The 20710-nt window shown below is 72.9% G+C and carries 22 protein-coding genes; 18 read left to right on the top strand and 4 right to left on the bottom strand.

The window, feature by feature from the left end:
- Window positions 1-14 precede the first annotated feature (14 nt).
- Genes glmS through ACTWJ9_RS12885 form a run of 3 tightly spaced genes read left to right on the top strand, consistent with a single transcriptional unit; the run spans window position 15 to window position 2455 of the window.
- Window positions 15-1862, top strand: coding sequence for a glutamine--fructose-6-phosphate transaminase (isomerizing) (gene glmS, locus ACTWJ9_RS12895; protein WP_279334412.1), 1848 nt, complete (start codon window positions 15-17; stop codon window positions 1860-1862).
- Between the two features lie 57 nt (window positions 1863-1919).
- Complete coding sequence (locus ACTWJ9_RS12890) at window positions 1920-2291, top strand: holo-ACP synthase (protein ID WP_202275787.1); 372 nt, start codon at window positions 1920-1922, stop codon at window positions 2289-2291.
- Window positions 2292-2293: 2 nt separating this feature from the next.
- On the top strand, window positions 2294-2455 hold the full coding sequence (locus tag ACTWJ9_RS12885) for a hypothetical protein (protein ID WP_279334411.1): 162 nt from the start codon (window positions 2294-2296) through the stop codon (window positions 2453-2455).
- A gap of 57 nt (window positions 2456-2512) precedes the next feature.
- Here ACTWJ9_RS12885 and ACTWJ9_RS12880 read toward each other — a convergent pair whose 3' ends face one another.
- Window positions 2513-3688 carry a hypothetical protein gene (locus ACTWJ9_RS12880; protein ID WP_443295735.1) on the bottom strand — a complete coding sequence of 392 codons (1176 nt, stop codon included), beginning with the start codon at window positions 3686-3688 and terminating at the stop codon, window positions 2513-2515.
- 236 nt (window positions 3689-3924) lie between these two features.
- Between ACTWJ9_RS12880 and ACTWJ9_RS12875 the strand changes: the two genes are divergently transcribed.
- The 5 genes from ACTWJ9_RS12875 to ACTWJ9_RS12855 all read left to right on the top strand — a co-directional run bounded on the left by ACTWJ9_RS12875 (window position 3925) and on the right by ACTWJ9_RS12855 (window position 8960).
- Window positions 3925-5391: an NAD(P)H-hydrate dehydratase gene (locus ACTWJ9_RS12875; RefSeq protein ID WP_387039511.1), complete on the top strand. Its 1467-nt coding sequence runs from the start codon at window positions 3925-3927 to the stop codon at window positions 5389-5391.
- Between the two features lie 107 nt (window positions 5392-5498).
- The gene (alr, locus tag ACTWJ9_RS12870) at window positions 5499-6671 is read left to right on the top strand and encodes an alanine racemase (protein WP_279334408.1); all 1173 of its coding nucleotides are present in this window, start codon (window positions 5499-5501) and stop codon (window positions 6669-6671) included.
- Between the two features lie 71 nt (window positions 6672-6742).
- Window positions 6743-7978, top strand: coding sequence for an alpha/beta fold hydrolase (locus ACTWJ9_RS12865; RefSeq protein WP_387039513.1), 1236 nt, complete (start codon window positions 6743-6745; stop codon window positions 7976-7978).
- Between the two features lie 85 nt (window positions 7979-8063).
- A complete protein-coding gene (gene tsaE / locus ACTWJ9_RS12860; protein WP_443295880.1) occupies window positions 8064-8573 on the top strand; it encodes a tRNA (adenosine(37)-N6)-threonylcarbamoyltransferase complex ATPase subunit type 1 TsaE in 510 nt (169 codons plus the stop codon).
- Between the two features lie 198 nt (window positions 8574-8771).
- Window positions 8772-8960 (top strand): hypothetical protein, encoded by a 189-nt coding sequence (locus tag ACTWJ9_RS12855; RefSeq protein WP_279334405.1) that lies wholly within the window; start codon window positions 8772-8774, stop codon window positions 8958-8960.
- 24 nt (window positions 8961-8984) lie between these two features.
- On the opposite strand, the gene ACTWJ9_RS12850 is transcribed toward ACTWJ9_RS12855, so the two are convergent.
- Window positions 8985-9560, bottom strand: coding sequence for a hypothetical protein (locus ACTWJ9_RS12850; RefSeq protein WP_279334404.1), 576 nt, complete (start codon window positions 9558-9560; stop codon window positions 8985-8987).
- A 154-nt stretch (window positions 9561-9714) separates the two neighbouring features.
- Here ACTWJ9_RS12850 and tsaB point away from each other — a divergent pair, with 154 nt between their 5' ends.
- The 5 genes from tsaB (at window position 9715) to ACTWJ9_RS12825 (ending at window position 13574) form a co-directional block, all read left to right on the top strand.
- The gene (gene tsaB / locus ACTWJ9_RS12845) at window positions 9715-10368 is read left to right on the top strand and encodes a tRNA (adenosine(37)-N6)-threonylcarbamoyltransferase complex dimerization subunit type 1 TsaB (RefSeq protein WP_279334403.1); all 654 of its coding nucleotides are present in this window, start codon (window positions 9715-9717) and stop codon (window positions 10366-10368) included.
- Entirely contained in the window at window positions 10365-10994 is a 630-nt protein-coding gene (locus ACTWJ9_RS12840; protein ID WP_279334402.1) for a GNAT family N-acetyltransferase, read from the top strand. The genes tsaB and ACTWJ9_RS12840 overlap by 4 nt, the downstream gene beginning before the upstream one ends.
- Window positions 10987-12096 carry a tRNA (adenosine(37)-N6)-threonylcarbamoyltransferase complex transferase subunit TsaD gene (gene tsaD, locus ACTWJ9_RS12835; RefSeq protein WP_279334401.1) on the top strand — a complete coding sequence of 370 codons (1110 nt, stop codon included), beginning with the start codon at window positions 10987-10989 and terminating at the stop codon, window positions 12094-12096. Before ACTWJ9_RS12840 ends, tsaD begins: the two co-directional genes overlap by 8 nt.
- Window positions 12093-12350, top strand: a complete 258-nt coding sequence (locus ACTWJ9_RS12830) for a hypothetical protein (RefSeq protein ID WP_279334400.1) — start codon at window positions 12093-12095, stop codon at window positions 12348-12350. Before tsaD ends, ACTWJ9_RS12830 begins: the two co-directional genes overlap by 4 nt.
- 168 nt (window positions 12351-12518) lie before the next feature.
- A complete protein-coding gene (locus ACTWJ9_RS12825) occupies window positions 12519-13574 on the top strand; it encodes a LacI family DNA-binding transcriptional regulator (RefSeq protein WP_279334399.1) in 1056 nt (351 codons plus the stop codon).
- A gap of 212 nt (window positions 13575-13786) precedes the next feature.
- Here ACTWJ9_RS12825 and ACTWJ9_RS12820 read toward each other — a convergent pair whose 3' ends face one another.
- Window positions 13787-15031: a class I SAM-dependent methyltransferase gene (locus tag ACTWJ9_RS12820; RefSeq protein ID WP_279334398.1), complete on the bottom strand. Its 1245-nt coding sequence runs from the start codon at window positions 15029-15031 to the stop codon at window positions 13787-13789.
- Between the two features lie 158 nt (window positions 15032-15189).
- Here ACTWJ9_RS12820 and ACTWJ9_RS12815 point away from each other — a divergent pair, with 158 nt between their 5' ends.
- The 5 genes from ACTWJ9_RS12815 to ACTWJ9_RS12795 all read left to right on the top strand — a co-directional run bounded on the left by ACTWJ9_RS12815 (window position 15190) and on the right by ACTWJ9_RS12795 (window position 19877).
- On the top strand, window positions 15190-16077 hold the full coding sequence (locus tag ACTWJ9_RS12815) for a polysaccharide deacetylase family protein (protein WP_279334397.1): 888 nt from the start codon (window positions 15190-15192) through the stop codon (window positions 16075-16077).
- Window positions 16074-16832, top strand: coding sequence for a polysaccharide deacetylase family protein (locus tag ACTWJ9_RS12810; protein ID WP_443295733.1), 759 nt, complete (start codon window positions 16074-16076; stop codon window positions 16830-16832). The genes ACTWJ9_RS12815 and ACTWJ9_RS12810 overlap by 4 nt, the downstream gene beginning before the upstream one ends.
- Before the next feature lie 314 nt (window positions 16833-17146).
- A complete protein-coding gene (gene groES / locus ACTWJ9_RS12805) occupies window positions 17147-17455 on the top strand; it encodes a co-chaperone GroES (RefSeq protein WP_109377710.1) in 309 nt (102 codons plus the stop codon).
- A 118-nt stretch (window positions 17456-17573) separates the two neighbouring features.
- A complete protein-coding gene (gene groL, locus ACTWJ9_RS12800) occupies window positions 17574-19199 on the top strand; it encodes a chaperonin GroEL (RefSeq protein ID WP_279334395.1) in 1626 nt (541 codons plus the stop codon).
- A 228-nt stretch (window positions 19200-19427) separates the two neighbouring features.
- Window positions 19428-19877: an ankyrin repeat domain-containing protein gene (locus ACTWJ9_RS12795; protein ID WP_279334394.1), complete on the top strand. Its 450-nt coding sequence runs from the start codon at window positions 19428-19430 to the stop codon at window positions 19875-19877.
- Between the two features lie 47 nt (window positions 19878-19924).
- Here the strand turns inward: ACTWJ9_RS12795 and ACTWJ9_RS12790 are convergent, their stop codons facing one another.
- Window positions 19925-20698 carry an SDR family NAD(P)-dependent oxidoreductase gene (locus tag ACTWJ9_RS12790; protein ID WP_279334393.1) on the bottom strand — a complete coding sequence of 258 codons (774 nt, stop codon included), beginning with the start codon at window positions 20696-20698 and terminating at the stop codon, window positions 19925-19927.
- Between the last annotated feature and the right edge of the window lie 12 nt (window positions 20699-20710).

Below are 20710 nucleotides of genomic sequence, written 5' to 3'. Positions count from 1 at the left end.
ATAAGCTGCCGGGCATGTGCGGAATCGTGGGATACGTGGGGCCGCAGTCGGCGCTGGACGTCGTGACGGCCGGACTGAAACGGCTGGAGTACCGGGGCTACGACTCGGCGGGCGTGGCCGTCCTCGCGGACGGCGGGCTCGCCACGGCGAAACGGGCCGGGAAACTGGTCAACCTGGAGAAGGAACTGGCCGCCCGGCCGCTCCCCACCGGGGCGACCGGCATCGGCCACACCCGCTGGGCCACGCACGGCGGCCCCACCGATGCCAACGCCCACCCGCACCTCGACAACGCGGGCCGGGTCGCCGTCGTCCACAACGGCATCATCGAGAACTTCGCCGAACTGCGGACCGAGCTCGCCGGGCGCGGCCACGACCTGGCCTCCGAGACGGACACCGAGGTCGTCGCCCACCTGCTCGCCGAGGAGTTCTCCTCCTGCGCCGACCTGGCCGAGGCGATGCGCCTGGTCTGCCGCCGTCTGCTCGGAGCCTTCACCCTGGTCGCCGTCCACGCGGACGCGCCGGACAGGGTGGTCGGCGCCCGCCGCAACTCGCCGCTCGTGGTGGGCGTCGGCGCGGGCGAGTCCTTCCTCGCGTCGGACGTCGCCGCGTTCATCGACCACACCCGCTCCGCGATCGAGCTGGGCCAGGACCAGGTGGTCGAGCTGCGCCGGGACGGAGTCACGGTCACCGGCTTCGACGGCGCCCCGGCGGACGTCCGCACGTACCACGTCGACTGGGACGCCTCCGCCGCCGAGAAGGCCGGGTACGCCTCCTTCATGCTCAAGGAGATCGCCGAGCAGCCGAAGGCGGTCGCCGACACCCTGCTGGGCCGCATCGACGGCTTCGGCACCCTGTCCCTGGACGAGGTGCGGATCCCCCCGGAGGCGCTGCGCGAGGCCGACAAGGTCGTCATCGTCGCCTGCGGCACGGCCTTCCACGCCGGGCTGATCGCCAAGTACGCCATCGAGCACTGGACGCGGATTCCCTGCGAGGTCGAGCTGGCGAGCGAGTTCCGCTACCGGGATCCGATCCTGGACCAGCAGACCCTGGTCATCGCCGTCTCCCAGTCCGGCGAGACCATGGACACGCTGATGGCCCTGCGGCACGCCCGCGAACAGGGTGCCCGGGTCCTGGCCATCTGCAACACCAACGGCTCGACCATCCCGCGCGAGTCGGACGCCGTGCTCTACACCCACGCCGGCCCCGAGGTCGCCGTCGCCTCGACCAAGGCCTTCCTGACCCAGCTGGTCGCTTGCTACCTGGTCGCCCTGTACCTGGCCCAGGTCCGCGGCACGAAGTACGGCGACGAGATCCGCGCGGTCGTCCGGGACCTGTCCTCCATCGCCGGGTCGGTGGAGCGCGTCCTGGGGGCGATGGGACCGGTACGGGAACTCGCCCGCACCCTCGCCCACAAGGACACGGTGCTGTTCCTGGGCCGGCACGTCGGCTACCCGGTCGCCCTGGAGGGCGCGCTCAAACTCAAGGAGCTCGCCTACATGCACGCGGAGGGCTTCGCCGCGGGCGAGCTGAAGCACGGCCCGATCGCCCTGGTCGAGGACGGGCTGCCGGTCGTCGTGGTCGTCCCCTCACCCCGCGGCCGCTCCGTCCTCCACGACAAGATCGTCTCCAACATCCAGGAGATCCGCGCCCGGGGTGCCCGCACCATCGTCATCGCCGAGGACGGTGACGAGGAGGTGACCCCCTACGCCGACCACCTCATCCGCGTCCCGCCGACCCCGACCCTGCTCCAGCCCCTGGTGGCCACGGTGCCGTTGCAGGTCTTCGCCTGCGAACTCGCCACCGCCCGCGGCAACGAGGTCGACCAGCCCCGGAACCTGGCGAAGTCGGTCACGGTCGAGTGAACCCGCCGGGCCCCGGCACCGCAGTACACCGCCCCGCACCGCCGTAAAGTGCTCGTCATGAGCATCATCGGGGTCGGGATCGACGTGGCCGAGATCGAGCGGTTCGCGGCGTCGTTGGAGCGGACGCCCGGGCTCGCGCGGCGGCTGTTCGTGGAGAGCGAGCTGCTGCTGGCGAGCGGGGAGCGGCGCGGGGTCGCCTCGCTGGCCGCGCGGTTCGCCGCCAAGGAGGCGCTGGCCAAGGCGCTCGGGGCGCCCGGCGGGCTGTACTGGACCGATGCCGAGGTGTACTGCGAGGACAGCGGGCAGCCCCGGCTTCGGGTGAAGGGGACGGTGGCGGCGCGGGCCGCCGAACTGGGCGTGCGGTCGTGGCACGTCTCGCTCAGCCATGACGCCGGCGTGGCCTCGGCGGTCGTGGTCGCGGAGGGGTGACGGTGGCCGCCGTGGACCGGATCCCGCCGGGGTTTCCCGGGGTCGGGGGAGCCGGGGCCGAGCTGTCGGTGTGGGGGCAGGTGCTCCTCGGCGCCGTGGCCGTGCTGGTCGTGGTGTTCGCGCTGGTGCGGATCGTACGGCTGCTGCGTCAGCGGCGCCGGTGACCGGCCGGCCGGACAGATCTCGTCCGTCCGGCCGGTCGCCGGCCGCTTCTGGTGCTGTCAGCAGATGGACTGGCTGCTGTTGACCAGCCTGTTGTTGCGGAACGTGATGTTCTCGCCGCAGGGGTTCTCACGGATCGAGGAGTTGGTCACCGTCAGGTTCTGGACGGTGATGTCCCGGTTGTTCGCGAACTCCGTGCGCGCGGCCAGCCGGATCTCGCCGCCGCCCGTGACGGTGCCGCTCTGCGCGGCGAGGTTCACGTTGTAGCAGTTTTCGATCAGGATCGCGTTGTTGCCCGTGTGGGAGAGGCTGATCCGGTCGATCGTCGCGCCGCCGCTCTCCGAGACGCAGAACACCCCGCGCCCGCCGCCCCGCGCGACGACCTCGCCGACGCGGATGTTGGTCGCGTACGAGCTGCCGATGCGGCCGTTGCGGTTGGCCATGCGGAAGGCGGCGTAGCCGGTGCCGGTGCCCGCGTTCTCCGCGTCCACCTTGGTGACCGTGGCGTTGACGGTCTGGTTGAGGAGGAGTCCGGACTCGCCGACGTTGCGGGCGGTGACGGTGCCGACGGTGAGGCCGTCGACCCCGTACGTCTCCACGGCGTGGCTGGACGCGCCGGACACGTAGACGTCGTCGATCCGGACGTTCCGCGTCCACTGGCTGGTGTCGCCGCGGTTGTCGATCCGGACGCCGAGGCCGCCCGAGAGGCGCATGTCGATCTGGCCGAGGACCACGTTCTGCACGTTGCGCAGGAAGATGCCGTAGAGCGGGGCACCGGTGACGTTCAGGTGCTGCACCTCGACGTCGCGGGTGCCGCGGGAGTACACCGGGGCCTGGTCGCCGGAGCCGCTGCCGGTGACGTTGATGGTGCCGCAGACGTCGAGGACCGTGTAGCTCGGCAGGGAGATGCGGGAGCCCGCGGACAGGGAGCCGGAGCCGCGGACCACCACCCGCTCCTTGGAGGTGCGGCCGGCGGACAGGCTGCCGATCGCCGCCTGGACGGCCGCACGCAGGTCGGTGCCGGTGTGGACGACGCTGCTGCCGCGCCGGGCGGTCCAGGTGCTGCCGCTCTGCACGGCCTCGGCCTGGTAGGAGCCGTCGCCGCAGGCCGCCGCGGCCTGCGCGGGGGCTGCGGCGGGGGTGGGGGCGGCGGTGGCCGGGGCCGTCAGTACGCCCGTGGTGGTGAGGAGTGCGGTGGCGCCGGCTGCGGCGAGGAGTGCGGCTCTGCGTCCCATGGGTCTCCTGCTTCCTCTGCTTCTCTCGTCGGACCGGTTCAGTCGGACCGGTTCAGTCGAACCGATTCGACTGAATCGATTCATCCGGTGGGGCGTGTGAGTGTGACGAGGGCGCGGCACGCCGTCAACGGATGCGGCGGGAGTACGGCCCCCGACAACTTTCGACCGGCGTGCGAGGCGCGGGACCGCTTCCCGGACACGGGAGTCGGACCGTTCGATACGGGACACTCGGACGTATGCGTACTGCGTACAGCGTGGAGACGGTCAGGGCGGCGGAGCGGGAACTGATGGCACGGCTGCCGGAGGGCGCGCTGATGCAGCGCGCCGCCGCCGGGCTCGCCGCGGCCTGCGCGGAGCTGCTGGGGCGGGCTCACGGCAGGGTCTACGGCAGCAGGGTCGTCCTGCTGGTCGGCAGCGGGGACAACGGCGGCGACGCCCTCTACGCCGGTGCCCGGCTGGCCCGGCGCGGCGCGGGCGTCACGGCGGTGCTGCTCGCGCCGGAGCGCGCCCATCCCGCCGGGCTCGCGGCGTTGCGCGGGGCGGGGGGCCGGGCCGTGGGGACCGGCGGTGGCGAGGCGCTGATCCGGCGGGCCGATCTCGTCGTGGACGGCATCGTCGGGATCGGTGGCAAGGGCGGGCTGCGGCCGGACGCGGTGCCGCTCGCCGAGGCCGCCGAGCGGTCCCGTGCCGCGGTCGTCGCCGTCGACCTGCCGAGCGGTGTCGACGCGGACACCGGCGAGGTCCGCGGCACCGCGCTCCGGGCCGACCTCACGGTGACCTTCGGGACGCACAAGCCGGGGCTGCTCGTCGATCCGGCACGGGAGTACGCGGGGTCGGTACGGCTCGTCGACATCGGGCTGGAGCTGCCGGCCGAGCCGGTGCTGGAGGCGCTCCAGCACGCCGACGTGGCACGGCTGCTGCCGGTGCCCGGCGCGGAGAGCGACAAGTACCGGCGTGGCGTCGTCGGGGTCGCCGCCGGGTCCGCCCGCTACCCCGGCGCGGCCGTGCTCGCGGTGTCCGGCGCGCTGCGGGGCGGTGCCGGGGCCGTGCGGTACGTCGGTCCCGCCGCGCGGGACGTGATCGCCCGCTTCCCCGAGACGCTGGTGTCCGACCGGGGGCCGAAGCACGCCGGACGGGTGCAGGCGTGGGTCGTCGGGCCCGGGGCCGGTGACGACGCCGGGCCCGTGGCGGAGGTCCTGGCGGCGGACGTGCCGGTGCTGATCGACGCGGACGGGCTGCGGCTGGCCGACGTCTCGGCCGTACGGGCCCGCCGGGCGCCCACCCTGATGACCCCGCACGCCGGCGAGGCCGCCGCGCTGCTCGGCGTGGAGCGGGAGGAGGTCGAGGGCGGCCGGCTGGCCGCGGCGCGTGAACTGGCCGGACGGTACGGGGCGACCGTGCTGCTCAAGGGCTCCACGACGCTGGTCGCCGATCCGGGCGCCGGAACGGACGCCCGGGCGGTGACGGCCGTACGGGTGAACCCGACCGGCACGTCCTGGCTGGCCACGGCCGGGAGCGGGGACGTCCTGTCCGGGCTGGCGGGCTCGCTGCTGGCCGCCGGACTGCCGCCGCTGGACGCGGGCAGTGCGGCGGCCTACCTGCACGGCCTCGCCGCACGGTTCGCGGCGGACGGCGCGCCGGTGGGGGCGCACGACGTGGCGGAGGCACTCCCGGCGGCCTGGCGGGACGTCGTGCGCGGGTGAGACCGGGAGGCCGGGGGGAGGGGAGGGGGGAGTCCGGGGAGGGACCGCCCGGGAGTCGCCTACCGCTCCCGGTGGGGCCGCCTACCCCTCTGAGACACTGGGGCACGATGAACGAGACAGATGCTGTGCGGGGCGCGACGCTGCGGGCCCGCGCCGAGATCGACCTGGCCGCGCTGCGCGCCAACGTGCGGAGCCTGCGCGCCCACGCGCCCGGCGCCGCCTTCATGGCCGTGGTCAAGGCGGACGGCTACGGGCACGGCGCGCTCCCGTGCGCGCGGGCGGCCGTCGAGGCCGGGGCGACCTGGCTCGGTACGGCCACTCCGCAGGAGGCCCTGGCGCTGCGCGCGCCCGGCGCCGGGGTGCCGGACGACGTACGCGTCATGTGCTGGCTGTGGACGCCCGGCGGGCCCTGGCGGGAGGCGATCGAGGCCGATCTCGACGTGTCCGTCAGCGGCCTGTGGGCGCTGGAGGAGGTCACCGCGGCCGCACGTCTCGCCGGACGGCCCGCGCGTGTCCACCTCAAGGCCGACACCGGCCTCGGGCGGGGCGGCTGCGTGCCCGGGGACTGGGCCGAGCTGATCGCCGGGGCGCTGCGCGCCGAGGCCGACGGACTGCTGCGCGTCGTCGGCCTGTGGTCGCACCTCGCCTGCGCCGACGAGCCGGGGCACCCCTCCGTCGACGCCCAGCTCACCCGTTTCCGGGAGATGGTGGCGCAGGCCGAGCAGCAGGGCATCGACCCCGAGGTCCGGCACATCGCCAACTCGGCCGCCACGCTCACCCTCCCCGAGAGCCACTTCGACCTCGTCCGGTCCGGCATCGCGCTCTACGGCGTCTCGCCCAGCCCCGAGATCGGCACCCCCGCCGACTTCGGGCTGCGCCAGGTGATGACCCTGACCGCCTCCCTCGCCCTGGTGAAGCACGTCCCGGGCGGAGAGGGCATCGGGTACGGCCACCACTACGTCACCCCGGGTGCGACCACCCTCGGTCTCGTCCCGCTCGGCTACGCGGACGGCATCCCGCGGCACGCCTCCTCCGCCGGTCCGGTGCTGGTCGAGGGCAAGTGGCGCACGGTCGCGGGGCGGATCGCGATGGATCAGTTCACCGTCGACCTGGGCGGGGACGAACTCCGGGCGGGCGCCGAGGCGATCCTCTTCGGCCCCGGCGACCGCGGCGAACCCACCGTCGAGGACTGGGCGCAGGCCGCGGGCACCATCGGGTACGAGATCGTCACCCGGATCGGAACCCGCGTTCCGCGCGTCCATGTGAATACGGCGCCGTAGACGCGACGGACGTGGACGCGCTGCCATGGGCGCGGACACGGCAGGCACGGAGACAACGGAGGAGCGCGTACGTGAGCGAGAGCAGCGCGGAGATCGTCACGACCGCCGTCACGGCGGCCGCCGACTCCGCTGCCGCGGCGTCCGGCGGCTGGCGCCGGGCGACCGGTGTCGCCGGTGTCGCGCTGGGCGTGCTCGCGACGGGCGCCGCAGCGGGCGTCGCCGTAGAACGGATGACGGTCGGCCGGGGCATACGCAAGAAGGCCCGGCTCGCCCTCGACTCCACGGGACCCTACGGCTCGCTGCGCGGCACCCCCGGCACGGCGTACGCCGAGGACGGCACGGAGCTGTACTACGAGGTCGACGACCTGGATCCCGACCTCGCCCCCGCTCCCGCACGGCGCCGCCGGCTGTTCGGCCGTGGGGCGCCCGCCCCCGCCACCGTCGTCTTCAGCCACGGTTACTGCCTCAGCCAGGACTCCTGGCACTTCCAGCGGGCCGCGCTCAGGGGCGTCGTCCGGACCGTGCACTGGGACCAGCGCAGCCACGGCCGCTCCGGGCGGGGCGCGGCCCAGACGGAACGGGGCGAGCCGGTCACCATCGACCAGCTCGGACAGGACCTCAAGGCGGTCATCGACGCCGCCGCCCCCGAGGGCCCCCTCGTGCTGGTCGGGCACTCCATGGGCGGGATGACGGTGATGGCCCTCGCCGACAAGTACCCCGAGCTGATCCGCGAGCGGGTCGTCGGTGTCGCCCTCGTCGGCACGTCGTCGGGGCGGCTCGGCGAGGTCAACTTCGGACTGCCCGTGGCCGGGGTCAACGCGGTGCGGCGGGTGCTGCCCGGGGTGCTGAAGGCGCTGGGGCAGCGGGCCGAGTTGGTGGAGAAGGGGCGCCGGGCCACGGCGGACCTGTTCGCCGGAGTCATCAAGCGGTACTCGTTCGCGACCCGGGACATCGACCCGGCCGTCGCCCGCTTCGCCGAGCGGATGATCGAGGCCACCCCGATCGACGTGGTCGCCGAGTACTACCCGGCGTTCAGCGACCACGACAAGGCCGACGCCCTCGCCCGCTTCGCCGATCTCCCGGTGCTGGTGCTGGCCGGGGTGCGGGACCTGGTGACGCCCAGCGAGCACAGCGAGGCGATCGCGGACGTTCTGCCGGACGCAGAGCTGGTGCTGGTGCCGGACACCGGACACCTCGTCATGCTGGAGCACCCGGCAGTCGTCACCGACCGCCTCGTCGATCTGCTTGCCCGCGCCGGGGCGGTGACCACCACTACCGTGGGTGCCTGTGACTCCGCCTCCCCCTGACGAGGGCGGCTTCCGGCCTTCGGCTGCGGTCCGGCCCGAACCGACCCCTTGCGGGGTGTCTTTACCGTACTACTGCGAGTGAGTGATGATGAGAGAAGTCGCGGCGTCGCCCCCGTCCGCCCGGTTGGTCGTCGACTCCCCTGAGCGGATGCGGGAACTGGGCCGCAAGCTCGCCAAGCTGCTGCGCGCCGGCGACCTCGTGATGCTCACCGGTGAGCTGGGCGCGGGCAAGACCACGCTGACCCGCGGGCTCGGCGAGGGGCTCGGGGTGCGCGGTGCCGTCACCTCACCGACGTTCGTGATCGCCCGCGTCCACCCGTCCCTGGGGGACGGTCCGCCGCTGCTCCACGTCGACGCGTACCGGCTCTCCGGCGGACTGGACGAGATGGAGGACCTCGATCTCGACGTCTCGCTGCCCGAGTCGGTGATCGTCGTGGAGTGGGGCGAGGGAAGGATCGAGGAACTGACCGAGGACCGGCTCCAGCTCGTCATCCACCGCGCGGTCGGCGACACGACGGACGAGGTGCGGCACGTGACGCTGACCGGTCTGGGCGAGCGCTGGGCGGGCATCGACCTGAGCGTGCTGTCGGCCTGAGCCGGGAGGCACCGGCGCGGGAGGTCGAGGGGAGGTCGAAAGGAGGCCGGGCGGAGGCGGCTTCCCCGTATGTTCTCCGTACGTTCCGACGAGGTGTCGGCATGATGTTGCGTTCGGTGTCCCGGGCGTGGTCACATGGTATCCAGCTCGTGGTTAGGTCTACCTAACCACGTCCGCCCCCGGTCCCAGGAGGCGTCCATGCCGTCCATCGAGAGCTCTCGCCGGACGACCGAGACACGGCCGCAGCCGTTCACCGGGGTTTCGATGCGGGATCTGCTGGCCGCCGGTGCGGCCGCCGCCGCGGTCTCCACCCCGCCCCGCGCCCCCGAACCGCTGCCGCAGTCGCGGTCCACGGAGCCGGTCGGCACCCACCGCGACGCCGCCTGACCTGTAAGGGCGGGCTGTCGGCGGCTATCGGACGACGACGACCGTGCGGCCGATCGTCGCGAACTTCCACAGCGCCCTGCCGTCCGCCCGGGTCTCGCGGACACCGCCCGTGCGGACCTTCGGGTCGAGTTCCGGGTCCGAGCCGTCGACGGCCGCGCTGAAGCCGATCACCGTGCCGTCGCTGTCGGCGAAGCGGACGACGTGTTCGACCGGGACACCGTCCGATCCGGTGATCTTCCCGGAGCGCGAGGTGACCCGGTAGGTGCCCGGCTCCGGGTCCACCGTGCCGGGCTTGACCGTGAAGGTGCGCTTGACCTTGTCGTTCTTGTCGACGAGCCACACCCGGTCGGTGTTCAGCGCGTACACGACCCGGGTGCCCCGGCCGGAGTCCCCGGGTGGCGCGGTGAGGGTGCCGGAGCCGTCTGCGCCGCCCGGGGCATCGGCGCCCCGGTCCGCCCGCACGGCGCCCGGCGAGGTGCCCGCGCGGGCGGCGTGCGGGCGGGCCGAGGCGCTCGACGCCGCCTGGTGACCGAGGAAGGCGACCATCGCGAGGGCGGCCGCGGTCAGTCCCGCCACGATCGCCGAGCTGTTGCCCGCCACCGCCCTCACCCCAGTCCCACGGCTGCCGGCTGCCGTCTGTCGTCGAATGTCAGGAATGAACCGGAATTGTGCGTACGCCGATGCGACGGTAGCAGTACGTAGCCGTCCGACCGGGTCGTCCGACACGGGCCGTGGGGAGCCGTAGGCTGTTTGTGTGCTCTTGCTCGCTCTGGATACCGCCACCCCCGCCGTCACCGTCGCGCTGCACGACGGCGACGACGTCATCGCCTCCTCGAGCCAGGTGGACGCCCGCCGGCACGGCGAGCTGCTGCTCCCGGCGATCGACCGGGTGCTCGGCGAAGCCGGCCTGACGATGGGCGCCGTCACCGGGATCGTCGTCGGCATCGGTCCCGGTCCGTACACCGGGCTGCGGGTCGGCCTGATGACCGCGGACACCTTCGGGCTCGCGCTCGGCGTCCCCGTGCACGGTGTGTGCACGCTGGACGGCCTCGCCTACGCCGCCGACCTGGAGGGCCCCTTCGTCGTGGCGACCGATGCCCGCCGCAAGGAGGTCTACTGGGCGCGCTACGCCGACTCCCGCACCCGCCTCACCGACCCCGCCGTCGACCGCCCCGCCGACATCGCCGGGCAGGTCGCGGGGCTGCCCGCGGTCGGCGCGGGCGCGCTGCTGTACCCCGACACCTTCCCCAGGGCGCACGAGCCGGAGCACGTGTCGGCCGCCGCCCTCGCCCGGCTGGCCGCCGAGCGGCTGGCGGCGGGGGAGGAACTGCCCGCGCCCCGGCCGCTGTATCTGCGGCGGCCCGATGCCCAGGTCCCCAAGAACTACAAGGTGGTCACCCCCAAGTGACAGGACCCGAGAACGCCGTACTGCGTGAGATGCGCTGGTGGGACATCGAACCCGTGCTCCAGGTGGAGCGCGAGCTGTTCCCCGAGGACGCCTGGTCACGGGGGATGTTCTGGTCCGAGCTGGCCCATGCGCGCGGGCCCGCCGCGACCCGCAGGTATGTGGTCGCCGAGGAGGACGACCGCCTCGTCGGATACGCGGGGCTCACCGCCGCGGGTGCGCAGCCCGACGGCGACGGGGCGTCCGGCGGGGACGGAGCCTCCGGCGGGGACACCGCCGGGGTGGCCGACGTCCAGACCATCGCCGTCACCCGGGACCACTGGGGCACCGGCCTCGGTTCGCGGCTGCTGACGGAACTGCTGCGGGCGGCGACCGCGTTCGAGTGCGCCGAGGTGTTCCTGGAGTGCCGGATCGACAACGTCCGTGCCCAGAGGCTGTACGAGCGCTTCGGCTTCGAGACCATCGGGGTCAGGAAGGGCTACTACCAGCCGGGGAACGTGGACGCCCTGGTGATGCGGCTGACCGACCCGGCGACCTCTGAGAACCCGCCGAACTCGATGAACCCGCAGGACCCGCAGGACCCGACGAACCCCGTGAACGGCGTAGAAGGAACCGAGACCCATGGCTGACGAACCCCTGGTGCTGGGGATCGAGACCTCCTGCGACGAGACCGGTGTCGGAGTCGTCCGGGGCACCACCCTGCTGGCCGACGCCGTCGCCTCCAGCGTCGACGAGCACGCCCGCTTCGGCGGCGTCGTCCCGGAGGTCGCCTCCCGGGCACACCTCGAGGCGATGGTGCCGACGATCGACCGCGCGCTGAAGGAGGCGGGGGTGAGCGCCCGGGACCTGGACGGCATCGCCGTCACCGCCGGTCCGGGTCTCGCCGGCGCGCTGCTCGTCGGCGTCTCGGCGGCCAAGGCGTACGCCTACGCCCTGGGCAAGCCCCTCTACGGCGTCAACCACCTCGCCTCGCACATCTGCGTCGACCAGCTGGAGCACGGGCCGCTGCCCGAGCCGACGATGGCGCTGCTGGTGTCCGGCGGGCACTCCTCGCTGCTGCTGTCCTCGGACATCACCTCCGACGTCCGCCCCCTGGGCGCCACCATCGACGACGCGGCGGGTGAGGCCTTCGACAAGGTCGCGCGCGTGCTGAACCTCGGCTTCCCCGGCGGCCCGGTCATCGACCGGTACGCGCGCGAGGGGGACCCGAAGGCGATCGCGTTCCCGCGCGGGCTCACCGGTCCGCGCGACCCGGCGTACGACTTCTCCTTCTCCGGCCTCAAGACGGCCGTGGCCCGCTGGATCGAGGCCAAGCGGGCGGCGGGGGAGGAGGTGCCGGTGCGTGACGTGTCGGCCTCCTTCCAGGAGGCGGTCGTGGACGTGCTCACCCGCAAGGCCGTACGCGCCTGCAGGGACGAGGGTGTCGACCATCTGATGATCGGCGGCGGAGTGGCCGCCAACTCCCGGCTGCGGGCGCTGGCCCAGGAGCGCTGCGAGGCGGCCGGCATCCGGCTGCGCGTGCCGCGCCCCAAGCTGTGCACGGACAACGGTGCGATGGTGGCCGCCCTGGGCGCGGAGATGGTCGCCCGGGGCCGGGCCGTCTCCGACTGGGACCTGTCCGCCGACTCGTCCCTCCCGGTGACGGAACCCCACGTCCCGGGCGAGGCCCACACCCGCAGCCACGACCACGATCACGTTCATGAGGTCAGCAAGGAGAACCTGTACTCATGACCGTCGCGCTGATGTGGGAGGCGCGGGCGGTGCCCGATCGGGGCGAGGAGCTGCTGACCTGGGCGCGGGCCCAGGAACTGCCCGCCTCTCCGCTGCGCCGCGAGACCTTCCGCGCCCCGCAGGACCGCGTTCTGGTCATCACCTGGTGGGACGCCCCGTACGACGCCGACCTCCCCGAACTCCCGGAACCGGACGGGGAGCTGATCACACGCGCGGTGCACCGCTGGCGCTTCGAGTCGGTGGCGGCGGACTGACCGGCGCCCCGCGCGGCCGGCCGTGGTCCCGGGGCGCCCGGTTCGAACAGGGGGTGGCCCGCCCGGCCGATGAGTGCCGAATGTTTCGACCATGGTGGCGAATGTTCGGGAATTCCGTGGTGTGAGAAGGGGTTCGGTAAGAGGGTCCGCGGGGATACGATCGCCGCCATGACTTCCTCGCAGCCCGCTGAAACCCGGACGCGAGGGCGCAGTGCGCAGACTGCGACCCTCGCCGAGATCGCCCGCGAGGCCGGTGTCTCCGCGCCGACTGTTTCGAAGGTGCTGAACGGGCGTGCCGATGTCGCCCCCGGAACCCGCAGCCGGGTCGAGGAACTGCTGCGCGCCCACGGATACCGGCGCCGACGCGCCGAGGCCACCCGCTCGCCGCTGATCGACCTGGTCTTCCACGAGCTGGAGAGCGCCTGGGCGATGGAGGTCATCCGGGGCGTGGAGAACGTGGCCAGGGACGCCGGACTGAGCGTCGTGCTCTCCGAGAGCGCGGGGCGGCTCACTCCGGGGCGCACCTGGGCCGACCAGGTCGCCGCGCGCCGCCCGCACGGGGTGATCCTCGTCCTGTCCGGCCTCGACGAGTCCGGGCGGGCGCTGCTGACCAGCCGTTCCATCCCGTTCGTGGTGATGGATCCGGCCGGCGACCCGGGCACCGACGTGCCCTCCATCGGCGCGACCAACTGGCAGGGCGGCCTCGCCGCCACCCGGCATCTGGTCGAGCTGGGGCACACCAGGATCGGGGCGATCAGCGGTCCCTCGCGGATGATGTGCAGCCGCGCCCGCATCGACGGTTACCGGGCGGCGCTGGAGACCGGCGGGCTTCCGGTGGACCCCGGGCTGATCATGACCGGCGACTTCCACCACGAGACCGGTTACCGCCGGGGCCTCGCCCTGCTGCGCCGCGAGGACCGGCCCACGGCGGTCTTCGCCGGCAACGACCTCCAGGCGCTCGGTCTCTACGAGGCCGCGCGTGAGCTGGGCCTGCGGATTCCCGAGGATCTGAGCGTGGTCGGGTTCGACGATCTGCCGGTGGCCCGTTGGGTGGGGCCGCCGCTGACGACCGTACGGCAGCCGCTGACCGAGATGGCCGAGGCGGCGGCCAGGCTGGTCCTCGACCTGGGCAAGGGCGAGGGCGCGGCGGCCGCGACCCGGGTGGAACTGGCCACGAGCCTGGTGGTGCGCAGCAGCACGGGAGCGCCGCCGGCCGGGGCCTGACGTCCTCGGTCTTCCCGGATCGCCTGCGGTGGAGCCGTGCTCGTCCTGACGTCCCCCGATCCCAGGAAGGCCGAGTACGCCGACGAGCACCGCGTCCCCTACGGTGCCGACGCGGTGATCCCGGAGGGGCCGGCCAAGGCTTCTCCCTCGGCAAGGCGATCGGTCGGGTCCTGAGCCGGCCCCGCGGGGCCTCAGCGGGCCGGCCGCGGGCCTCACCGCACCGGGTGCCCCAGCAGCATCGTCGGGGCGCCCGCGACGCGGGTCAGGAAGACCGTGACGGACTCGGGGCCGTGGGGTTTGGGCAGGGCCTTGCGGCGGAGTTCCTCCGGTTCCACCGCCGAGCCGCGCTTCTTGACGGTCAGTGTGCCGATCCGGCGCTCGCGCAGCAGCGCCTTCAGCTTCTTGACGTTGAAGGGGAGCCGGTCGGTGATCTCGTAGGCGGTGGCGTACGGGGTGGGGCGGTACTCGTCGGCGGTGACGTAGGCGATGGTCGGGTCGATGAGCCCGCCGTCGAGCTGTTCGGCGACCTCGGCGACGAGATGGGCGCGGATGACGGCGCCGTCGGGCTCGTACAGGTACCGGCCGGGCGGGCGCACGTCGGGATCCGGCAGCCCGCGGGAGAGGAGCGTGCGCGGGCCGGGCAGCAGGGTCGCCCGGATCGCCGGGGGCGTCGGGGTCGTCGGGGTGGCGTCCTCCGTCCCGGCGGTGGCCGTCCGCCCGCTGCCGAACCACAGCACCGCCTCCTTCACGTCCCCGCCGTCCGAGATCCACTCGGCCTCCGCGTCGGCGGGGACGGCCTCGTGCGGGATGCCCGGTGCGACCTTCAGCGCGGCGGCGCGGGGTGCCGCGCGGGCCGCCTCGATCGCCCAGGACAGCGGGGGTGAGTAGGCCTCGGGGTCGAAGACGCGACCGCGGCCGCCCCGCCGGGCCGGATCGACGAAGACGGCGTCGTAACCGGCCGGGTCCACCTCCGTGACGTCGGCCTCCCGCACCTCGATCAGCCCGGCCAGACCCAGCTCGTCCGCGTTCGCGCGGGCCGCCGCCGCGGTGAGCGGGTCCCGGTCCACCGCCAGCACCCGGATCCCGGCGCGCGCCAGCGCGATCGCGTCCCCGCCGATCCCGCAGCACAGGTCGGCCACCGAGGTCACGCCCGACTCCTTCAGCCGCCGCGCCCGGTACGCCGCCACGCTCGCCCGGGTCGACTGCTCGACCCCGTTCGGCGTGAAGAACATGCGCGCGGCGTCCTGGGCCCCGAACTTCGCCACCGCCCGCTGCCGCAGGCGCGCCTGACCGAGCGCCGCCGAGACCAGTTCCGCCGGATGCTCGCGGCGCAGCCGGGTCGCGACGGCGAGTTCTCGCGCCGGATCGGTGTCGCGCACCTCCTCGAGCAGGGCGCGGCCCTCGGGGGTGAGGAGCGGGGCGAGGGGTGAGGCGGAGAGAGGGGTGCGGTCGTTCACCGGCCCATTGTGGGTCAGGTGCGGGCCGGCTGTGGGCCAGTCGGTGGACGGTGCGCCGCCGGCCGCGGTGTCGGACCGGCTCCGGGGCGGGGGGACTGCGAGGATCCGACTCCATGCGAGTAGTAGGACAAAACGATAAAAGACAGTCATGGTGGGGTGTGCGGGCCGGGGTCGCCGTGCTCACCCTCGGGGCCCTCACCCCGCTCGCCGCGGGCTGCGGAAAGGACTCCACCGCCCCGGACCCGGCCGCGGGCGGCCGACAGCCCCTCGCCGCGCCCCCGGCCCGCGATCGCGACTCCCACGCCACCGAACCGCGTGCCGCACACGCCGCGCGGGCGGCCGCCGCGAAGCGCTGGGGACTCGAACAGGTGCCCCGGGCCGCTCCGCCGGCGCCCGGGAAGAAACCGAGGATCACCACCCGTGAGGGCTTCGAGGTAGACGGCCACCGGCGACTGGGCCTTCCCCCGGTCTTCACCACCGTCCCCACGGACGAGAAGGTCGTCTTCCTCACCATCGACGACGGTGCCGAGAAGGACCCGGCGTTCCTGCGCATGATGAGCGAGTTGAAGATCCCGTACACCGCGTTCCTCAGCGACTACGTCATCAAGGACGACTACGGCTACTTCGAGGAGATGCGGGACCGGGGCGTCGGCCTGAACAACCACACCCTGAACCACCCGCCCCTGCGCGGCCTGTCCTACGCCCGCCAGAAGCGCGAGATCTGCGGCATGCAGGACGTCGTCGAGGAGCGGTACGGCCACCGCCCCGTCCTGTTCCGCCCGCCGTTCGGCACCTACGACAAGAACACCCTGCGCGCGGCCAAGTCCTGCGGCGTCGAGTACGTCCCGCTGTGGAACGAGGAGGTCTTCGTCGACCGCTGGGACTACCGCGAGGGGGACGGGGAGCTGCACCCCGGCGACATCGTCCTCACCCACTTCCGGGGCCGGAACGAGTGGAAGGGCACGATGCCCGACATGATCCGCCGCTTCCTGGACAAGGTCACGGCCGAGGGGTACGCGGTGGGACGCCTGGAGGACTACCTGTGATCCGGCGGGGGGCGGCCGTGGCGGTCCTCCTGGCGGTGCTGGCGGTGCTGACGGTGCTGGCGGGGTGCGGCCCGTCGGCCGGGCGGCCGGTCGTGGGCCCCGCCGACCGAGGGGGTGAAGGCACCGGGGGCACGGGGGACGGAGCGGGTCAGTCGCCCGGCCGCGTCCCGCCCGTCGTGGACCGGGTCCCGACCCGGGACGCGGTCGTCTTCCTGACCTACGACGACGGCGCCGAACGCGACCCCCGTTTCATCGACCTCGTACGGCACCGCCGGCTTCCCGTCAGCATGTTCCTCACCGACAGCGTGGTGGGGCCGGGCTACGGTCACTTCGCCCGCCTGCGTTCGGTCGGTGCAAGCCTGCAGAACCACACCCTCGACCACCCCGCCCTGCGCGGCCTGCCCTACGCCGGCCAGCGCGCCGAGATCTGCGGACAGCAGCGCAAGCTCCGGTCCCGCTTCGGCGTCCGCCCCCACCTCTTCCGCCCGCCCTACGGCACGTACGACGCCACGACCCTCCGCGCCGCCGCCGACTGCGGCATCGCGGCGGTCGTGCTCTGGCGGGTGACGCTGGAGGGCGACGGCACCCTCACGTACGCCCGGGGCGCCCGCCGCCTGGCCCCCGGCGACATCATCTCCGTCCCCGCCGACGAGGCCCCGCCCCTGACCCTGGCGGAACGGACGACACGTTTGCTGAGCGAGCTGGAGGAGCAGGGGTTGAGGGTCGGGAGGCTGGAGGACTACGTCCGGCCATGAGCCTGTCCGGCGCTCGGGGACGAGGCGGTTCAGTCCGAAGCGGGGGTCCGGGGGCGCCGGTCCCCGGGGCGATCACCCGAACGAGGGTCGGTTTCCCGGACCGGCGTACACGGGAAATCCGGCGACGCGAACGCAGTGAATTGGCACTCCGCTTGACCGAGTGCTAATCGCGGCCATAGTCTCGGGTCTGGCACTCCCCCCTGGAGAGTGCCAACATGCGCGACGGGCAGGTCCGGCACCCGCGACGACGGATCGACCTGGTCGCCACCTCAGACAGTTAACCCCGTGAGATCTCCGAAGGGGGAGGTCGGATCGTGACGACCGCCAGCTCCAAGGTTGCCATCAAGCCGCTCGAGGACCGCATCGTGGTCCAGCCGCTCGACGCCGAGCAGACCACGGCTTCGGGCCTGGTCATTCCGGACACCGCCAAGGAGAAGCCCCAGGAGGGCGTCGTCCTGGCCATCGGTCCGGGCCGCATCGAGGACGGCAAGCGCGTCGAACTCGACGTGAAGGTCGGCGACGTCGTGCTCTACAGCAAGTACGGCGGCACCGAGGTGAAGTACAACAACGAGGAGTACCTCGTTCTCTCGGCTCGCGACGTTCTCGCGATCATCGAGAAGTAAGTCACCTCGTAGCACATCTGCTCCGAAACTGCGCCCCTGGTCCCGACACGCTTACTGAGCCGGGGGCCCGGGGCGCAGTGATTTTTCACCCCTGATTTCCGAGAGGGCTCCCGCTGCCATGGCGAAGATCCTGAAGTTCGACGAGGACGCCCGTCGCGCCCTTGAGCGCGGCGTCAACAAGCTTGCCGACACGGTGAAGGTGACGATCGGCCCCAGGGGCCGCAACGTCGTCATCGACAAGAAGTTCGGCGCCCCCACCATCACCAACGACGGTGTCACGATCGCCCGCGAGGTCGAGGTCGAGGACCCGTTCGAGAACCTCGGTGCCCAGCTGGTCAAGGAGGTGGCGACCAAGACCAACGACATCGCGGGTGACGGTACGACCACCGCGACCGTGCTGGCCCAGGCGCTCGTCCGCGAGGGCCTGCGCAACGTCGCGGCCGGCGCCTCCCCGGCCGCCCTGAAGAAGGGCATCGACGCCGCCGTCGCCGCGGTCTGTGAGGACCTCCTCGCCTCGGCGCGCCCGATCGACGAGAAGTCCGACATCGCCGCCGTCGCCGGGCTGTCCGCCCAGGACCAGCAGGTCGGCGAGCTCATCGCCGAGGCGATGGACAAGGTCGGCAAGGACGGTGTCATCACCGTCGAGGAGTCCAACACCTTCGGCCTGGAGCTGGACTTCACCGAGGGCATGGCCTTCGACAAGGGCTACCTGTCGCCGTACTTCGTGACGGACCAGGAGCGCATGGAAGCCGTCCTGGACGACCCGTACATCCTCATCACGCAGGGCAAGGTCGGCTCCATCGCCGAGCTGCTGCCGCTGCTGGAGAAGGTCATCCAGGCCAACGCCTCCAAGCCGCTGCTGATCATCGCCGAGGACGTCGAGGGCGAGGCCTTGTCGACCCTGGTCGTCAACAAGATCCGCGGCACGTTCAACGCCGTCGCGGTCAAGGCCCCCGGCTTCGGCGACCGCCGCAAGGCGATGCTGCAGGACATGGCCGTCCTCACCGGCGCCACGGTCGTCTCCGAGGAGGTCGGCCTCAAGCTCGACCAGGTCGGCCTGGACGTGCTGGGCTCCGCCCGCCGCGTCACCGTCACCAAGGACGACACCACGATCGTCGAGGGTGCCGGCAAGAAGGAGGACGTGACCGGTCGCATCGGCCAGATCAAGGCCGAGATCGAGACCACCGACTCCGACTGGGACCGCGAGAAGCTCCAGGAGCGCCTCGCGAAGCTGGCCGGCGGCGTGTGCGTCATCAAGGTCGGCGCCGCCACCGAGGTGGAGCTGAAGGAGAAGAAGCACCGCCTGGAGGACGCCATCTCCGCGACCCGCGCCGCGGTCGAGGAGGGCATCGTCTCCGGTGGTGGCTCCGCGCTCGTCCACGCCGTCAAGGTCCTCGAGGGCAACCTCGACAAGACCGGCGACGAGGCCACCGGTGTCGCGGTCGTCCGCCGCGCCGCCGTCGAGCCGCTGCGCTGGATCGCCGAGAACGCCGGCCTCGAGGGCTACGTCATCGTCTCCAAGGTCGCCGAGCTCGAGAAGGGCAGCGGCTACAACGCCGCCACCGGCGAGTACGGCGACCTGATCAAGGCCGGCGTCATCGACCCGGTCAAGGTCACCCGCTCCGCCCTGGAGAACGCCGCCTCCATCGCCTCCCTGCTGCTCACGACCGAGACCGTGGTCGTCGAGAAGAAGGAAGAAGAGGAGCCGGCCGCCGGTGGTCACGGCCACGGCCACGCCCACTGAGCCACGCGCTCGTAGCGGACGTCGGTGACAGACGCCCGTAGCAGACACGCAGGCCCGGCACCGCTGCCCAGCGGCGCCGGGCCTGCGTGCTGTCCCCGTGCTCACACCCGCGCGGGTGCCGCAGAGGGAAGCCGTCGATGACGGTCCCGGAACCGGGGTGCTGCCGTCGGTGCCGGCCGGTGGATACGGCTGGCACCACCGCGTCCGCTATCGCTAGCCTCGCCCACCATGAAACGGCGTCGGCAGAAGAAGCTCTCCCGTCAGCTCTTCGAAGCGACTGTGACGGCTGACACCGCCCGCGTGCGGGCGCTCCTGCGGGCCGGAGCGGACCCGGAGCGAGGAGACAGCGACGGCACCACCCCTCTCTACCTGGCGTCCGTGCAGGGGGAGGCCGAGGTCGCACGCCTGCTCCTGGAAGCCGGGGCCTGCCCCGACACCGAGAGCCGGGGAGTCGGCTCGGAGGGCACACCGCTGTGCGCGGCCGCGTGCTGGGGGCACACCGGGACCGTGCGCGAACTGTTGGCGCACGGCGCCGACCCGGACCTCCGGGAAGACCGCGGAACAGGCTGGTCTCCCTTGGACTGGGCGAACAACGGCCCCCACCCCGAGACGGCCGCACTCCTGGTCACAGCGGGAGCAGGCTCTCACCGGGAAGCCGTTCAGCAGCCCACGACCTGACCGCTGAATCCCCGGGGTCGTTTTCGCGACAGGCCCGGTCCGTGCCGTCAGCGCGGCCCGTACTTGCGGCCCGTACGGGAGGAGAAACCGCCCAGGAGGTCGCGCGGGACCAGCTTCGCCGCTCCCATCAGGACCTTGTACCGCGGGTCCGGGATCGACACCGACTTGCCGCGGGCCAGGTCCGCGAGGGCCGCCTCCGCCACCTTGTCCGCGTCGAGCCACATCCAGTTCGGGATGCTGTCCGTCCCCATCCCCGCCCGCTTGTGGAACTCGGTGCGGACGAAGCCGGGGCACAGCGCCATCAGGCGTACGCCGCTGCCCGCCAGGTCCTGGGCCGCGCCCTGGGTGAACTGCACCACCCACGCCTTGGACGCCCCGTAGGTTCCGCGCGGCACGAACGCGGCGGTCGAGGAGACGTTCACGACGCCCCCGCGTCCGCGCTCCCGCATCGCCTCCGCCGCCGCCGACGTCAGCCGCAGCACCGCCTCGCAGTGGACCTTGAGCATCCTCAGCTCGTCCGCCATCGAGACCTCGAGGTAGCGGCCCTTGTTGCCGAAACCCGCGTTGTTGATCAGCAGGTCGACGGGATTCCTGCGCTCGCCCAGCCGCTCGGCCACCACCTCGATGCCCTTGTCCTCCGCGAGGTCGGCCCGCAGCACCTCCGCCTCGATGCCGTGGCGGTCGTGGAGCTCGGTCGCCTGCTCGCGGAGCCGGGCGATGTCGCGGGCCACCAGCACCAAATCGTGCCCGTCGGCTGCCAGCTTCCGCGCGAACGCGGCACCGATCCCGGCCGTCGATCCCGTAATCAGAGCGGTTGTCATGGCCCAAGACTA

Origin of the sequence: Streptomyces sp. GDS52 (genome assembly GCF_052246875.1) — a bacterium.
In the GTDB taxonomy this organism is placed as follows: domain Bacteria; phylum Actinomycetota; class Actinomycetes; order Streptomycetales; family Streptomycetaceae; genus Streptomyces; species Streptomyces cathayae.
The sequence above is the reverse complement of the archived record's forward strand: the minus strand, read 5'-3'. Positions and strand labels throughout refer to the sequence as shown.

Bases quoted from the DNA above. Each gene is read 5' to 3' on its own strand.
- ACTWJ9_RS12855 (WP_279334405.1), top strand. From the start codon at position 8,772: ATGCCGTCCATCGAGAGCTCTCGCCGGACGACCGAGACACGGCCGCAG.
- ACTWJ9_RS12790 (WP_279334393.1), bottom strand. From the start codon at position 20,698: ATGACAACCGCTCTGATTACGGGATCGACGGCCGGGATCGGTGCCGCG.
- tsaE (WP_443295880.1), top strand. From the start codon at position 8,064: ATGATGAGAGAAGTCGCGGCGTCGCCCCCGTCCGCCCGGTTGGTCGTC.
- ACTWJ9_RS12890 (WP_202275787.1), top strand. From the start codon at position 1,920: ATGAGCATCATCGGGGTCGGGATCGACGTGGCCGAGATCGAGCGGTTC.
- ACTWJ9_RS12875 (WP_387039511.1), top strand. From the start codon at position 3,925: ATGCGTACTGCGTACAGCGTGGAGACGGTCAGGGCGGCGGAGCGGGAA.
- tsaD (WP_279334401.1), top strand. From the start codon at position 10,987: ATGGCTGACGAACCCCTGGTGCTGGGGATCGAGACCTCCTGCGACGAG.
- alr (WP_279334408.1), top strand. From the start codon at position 5,499: ATGAACGAGACAGATGCTGTGCGGGGCGCGACGCTGCGGGCCCGCGCC.
- ACTWJ9_RS12830 (WP_279334400.1), top strand. From the start codon at position 12,093: ATGACCGTCGCGCTGATGTGGGAGGCGCGGGCGGTGCCCGATCGGGGC.
- ACTWJ9_RS12880 (WP_443295735.1), bottom strand. From the start codon at position 3,688: ATGGGACGCAGAGCCGCACTCCTCGCCGCAGCCGGCGCCACCGCACTC.
- ACTWJ9_RS12825 (WP_279334399.1), top strand. From the start codon at position 12,519: ATGACTTCCTCGCAGCCCGCTGAAACCCGGACGCGAGGGCGCAGTGCG.
- glmS (WP_279334412.1), top strand. From the start codon at position 15: ATGTGCGGAATCGTGGGATACGTGGGGCCGCAGTCGGCGCTGGACGTC.
- ACTWJ9_RS12795 (WP_279334394.1), top strand. From the start codon at position 19,428: ATGAAACGGCGTCGGCAGAAGAAGCTCTCCCGTCAGCTCTTCGAAGCG.
- groL (WP_279334395.1), top strand. From the start codon at position 17,574: ATGGCGAAGATCCTGAAGTTCGACGAGGACGCCCGTCGCGCCCTTGAG.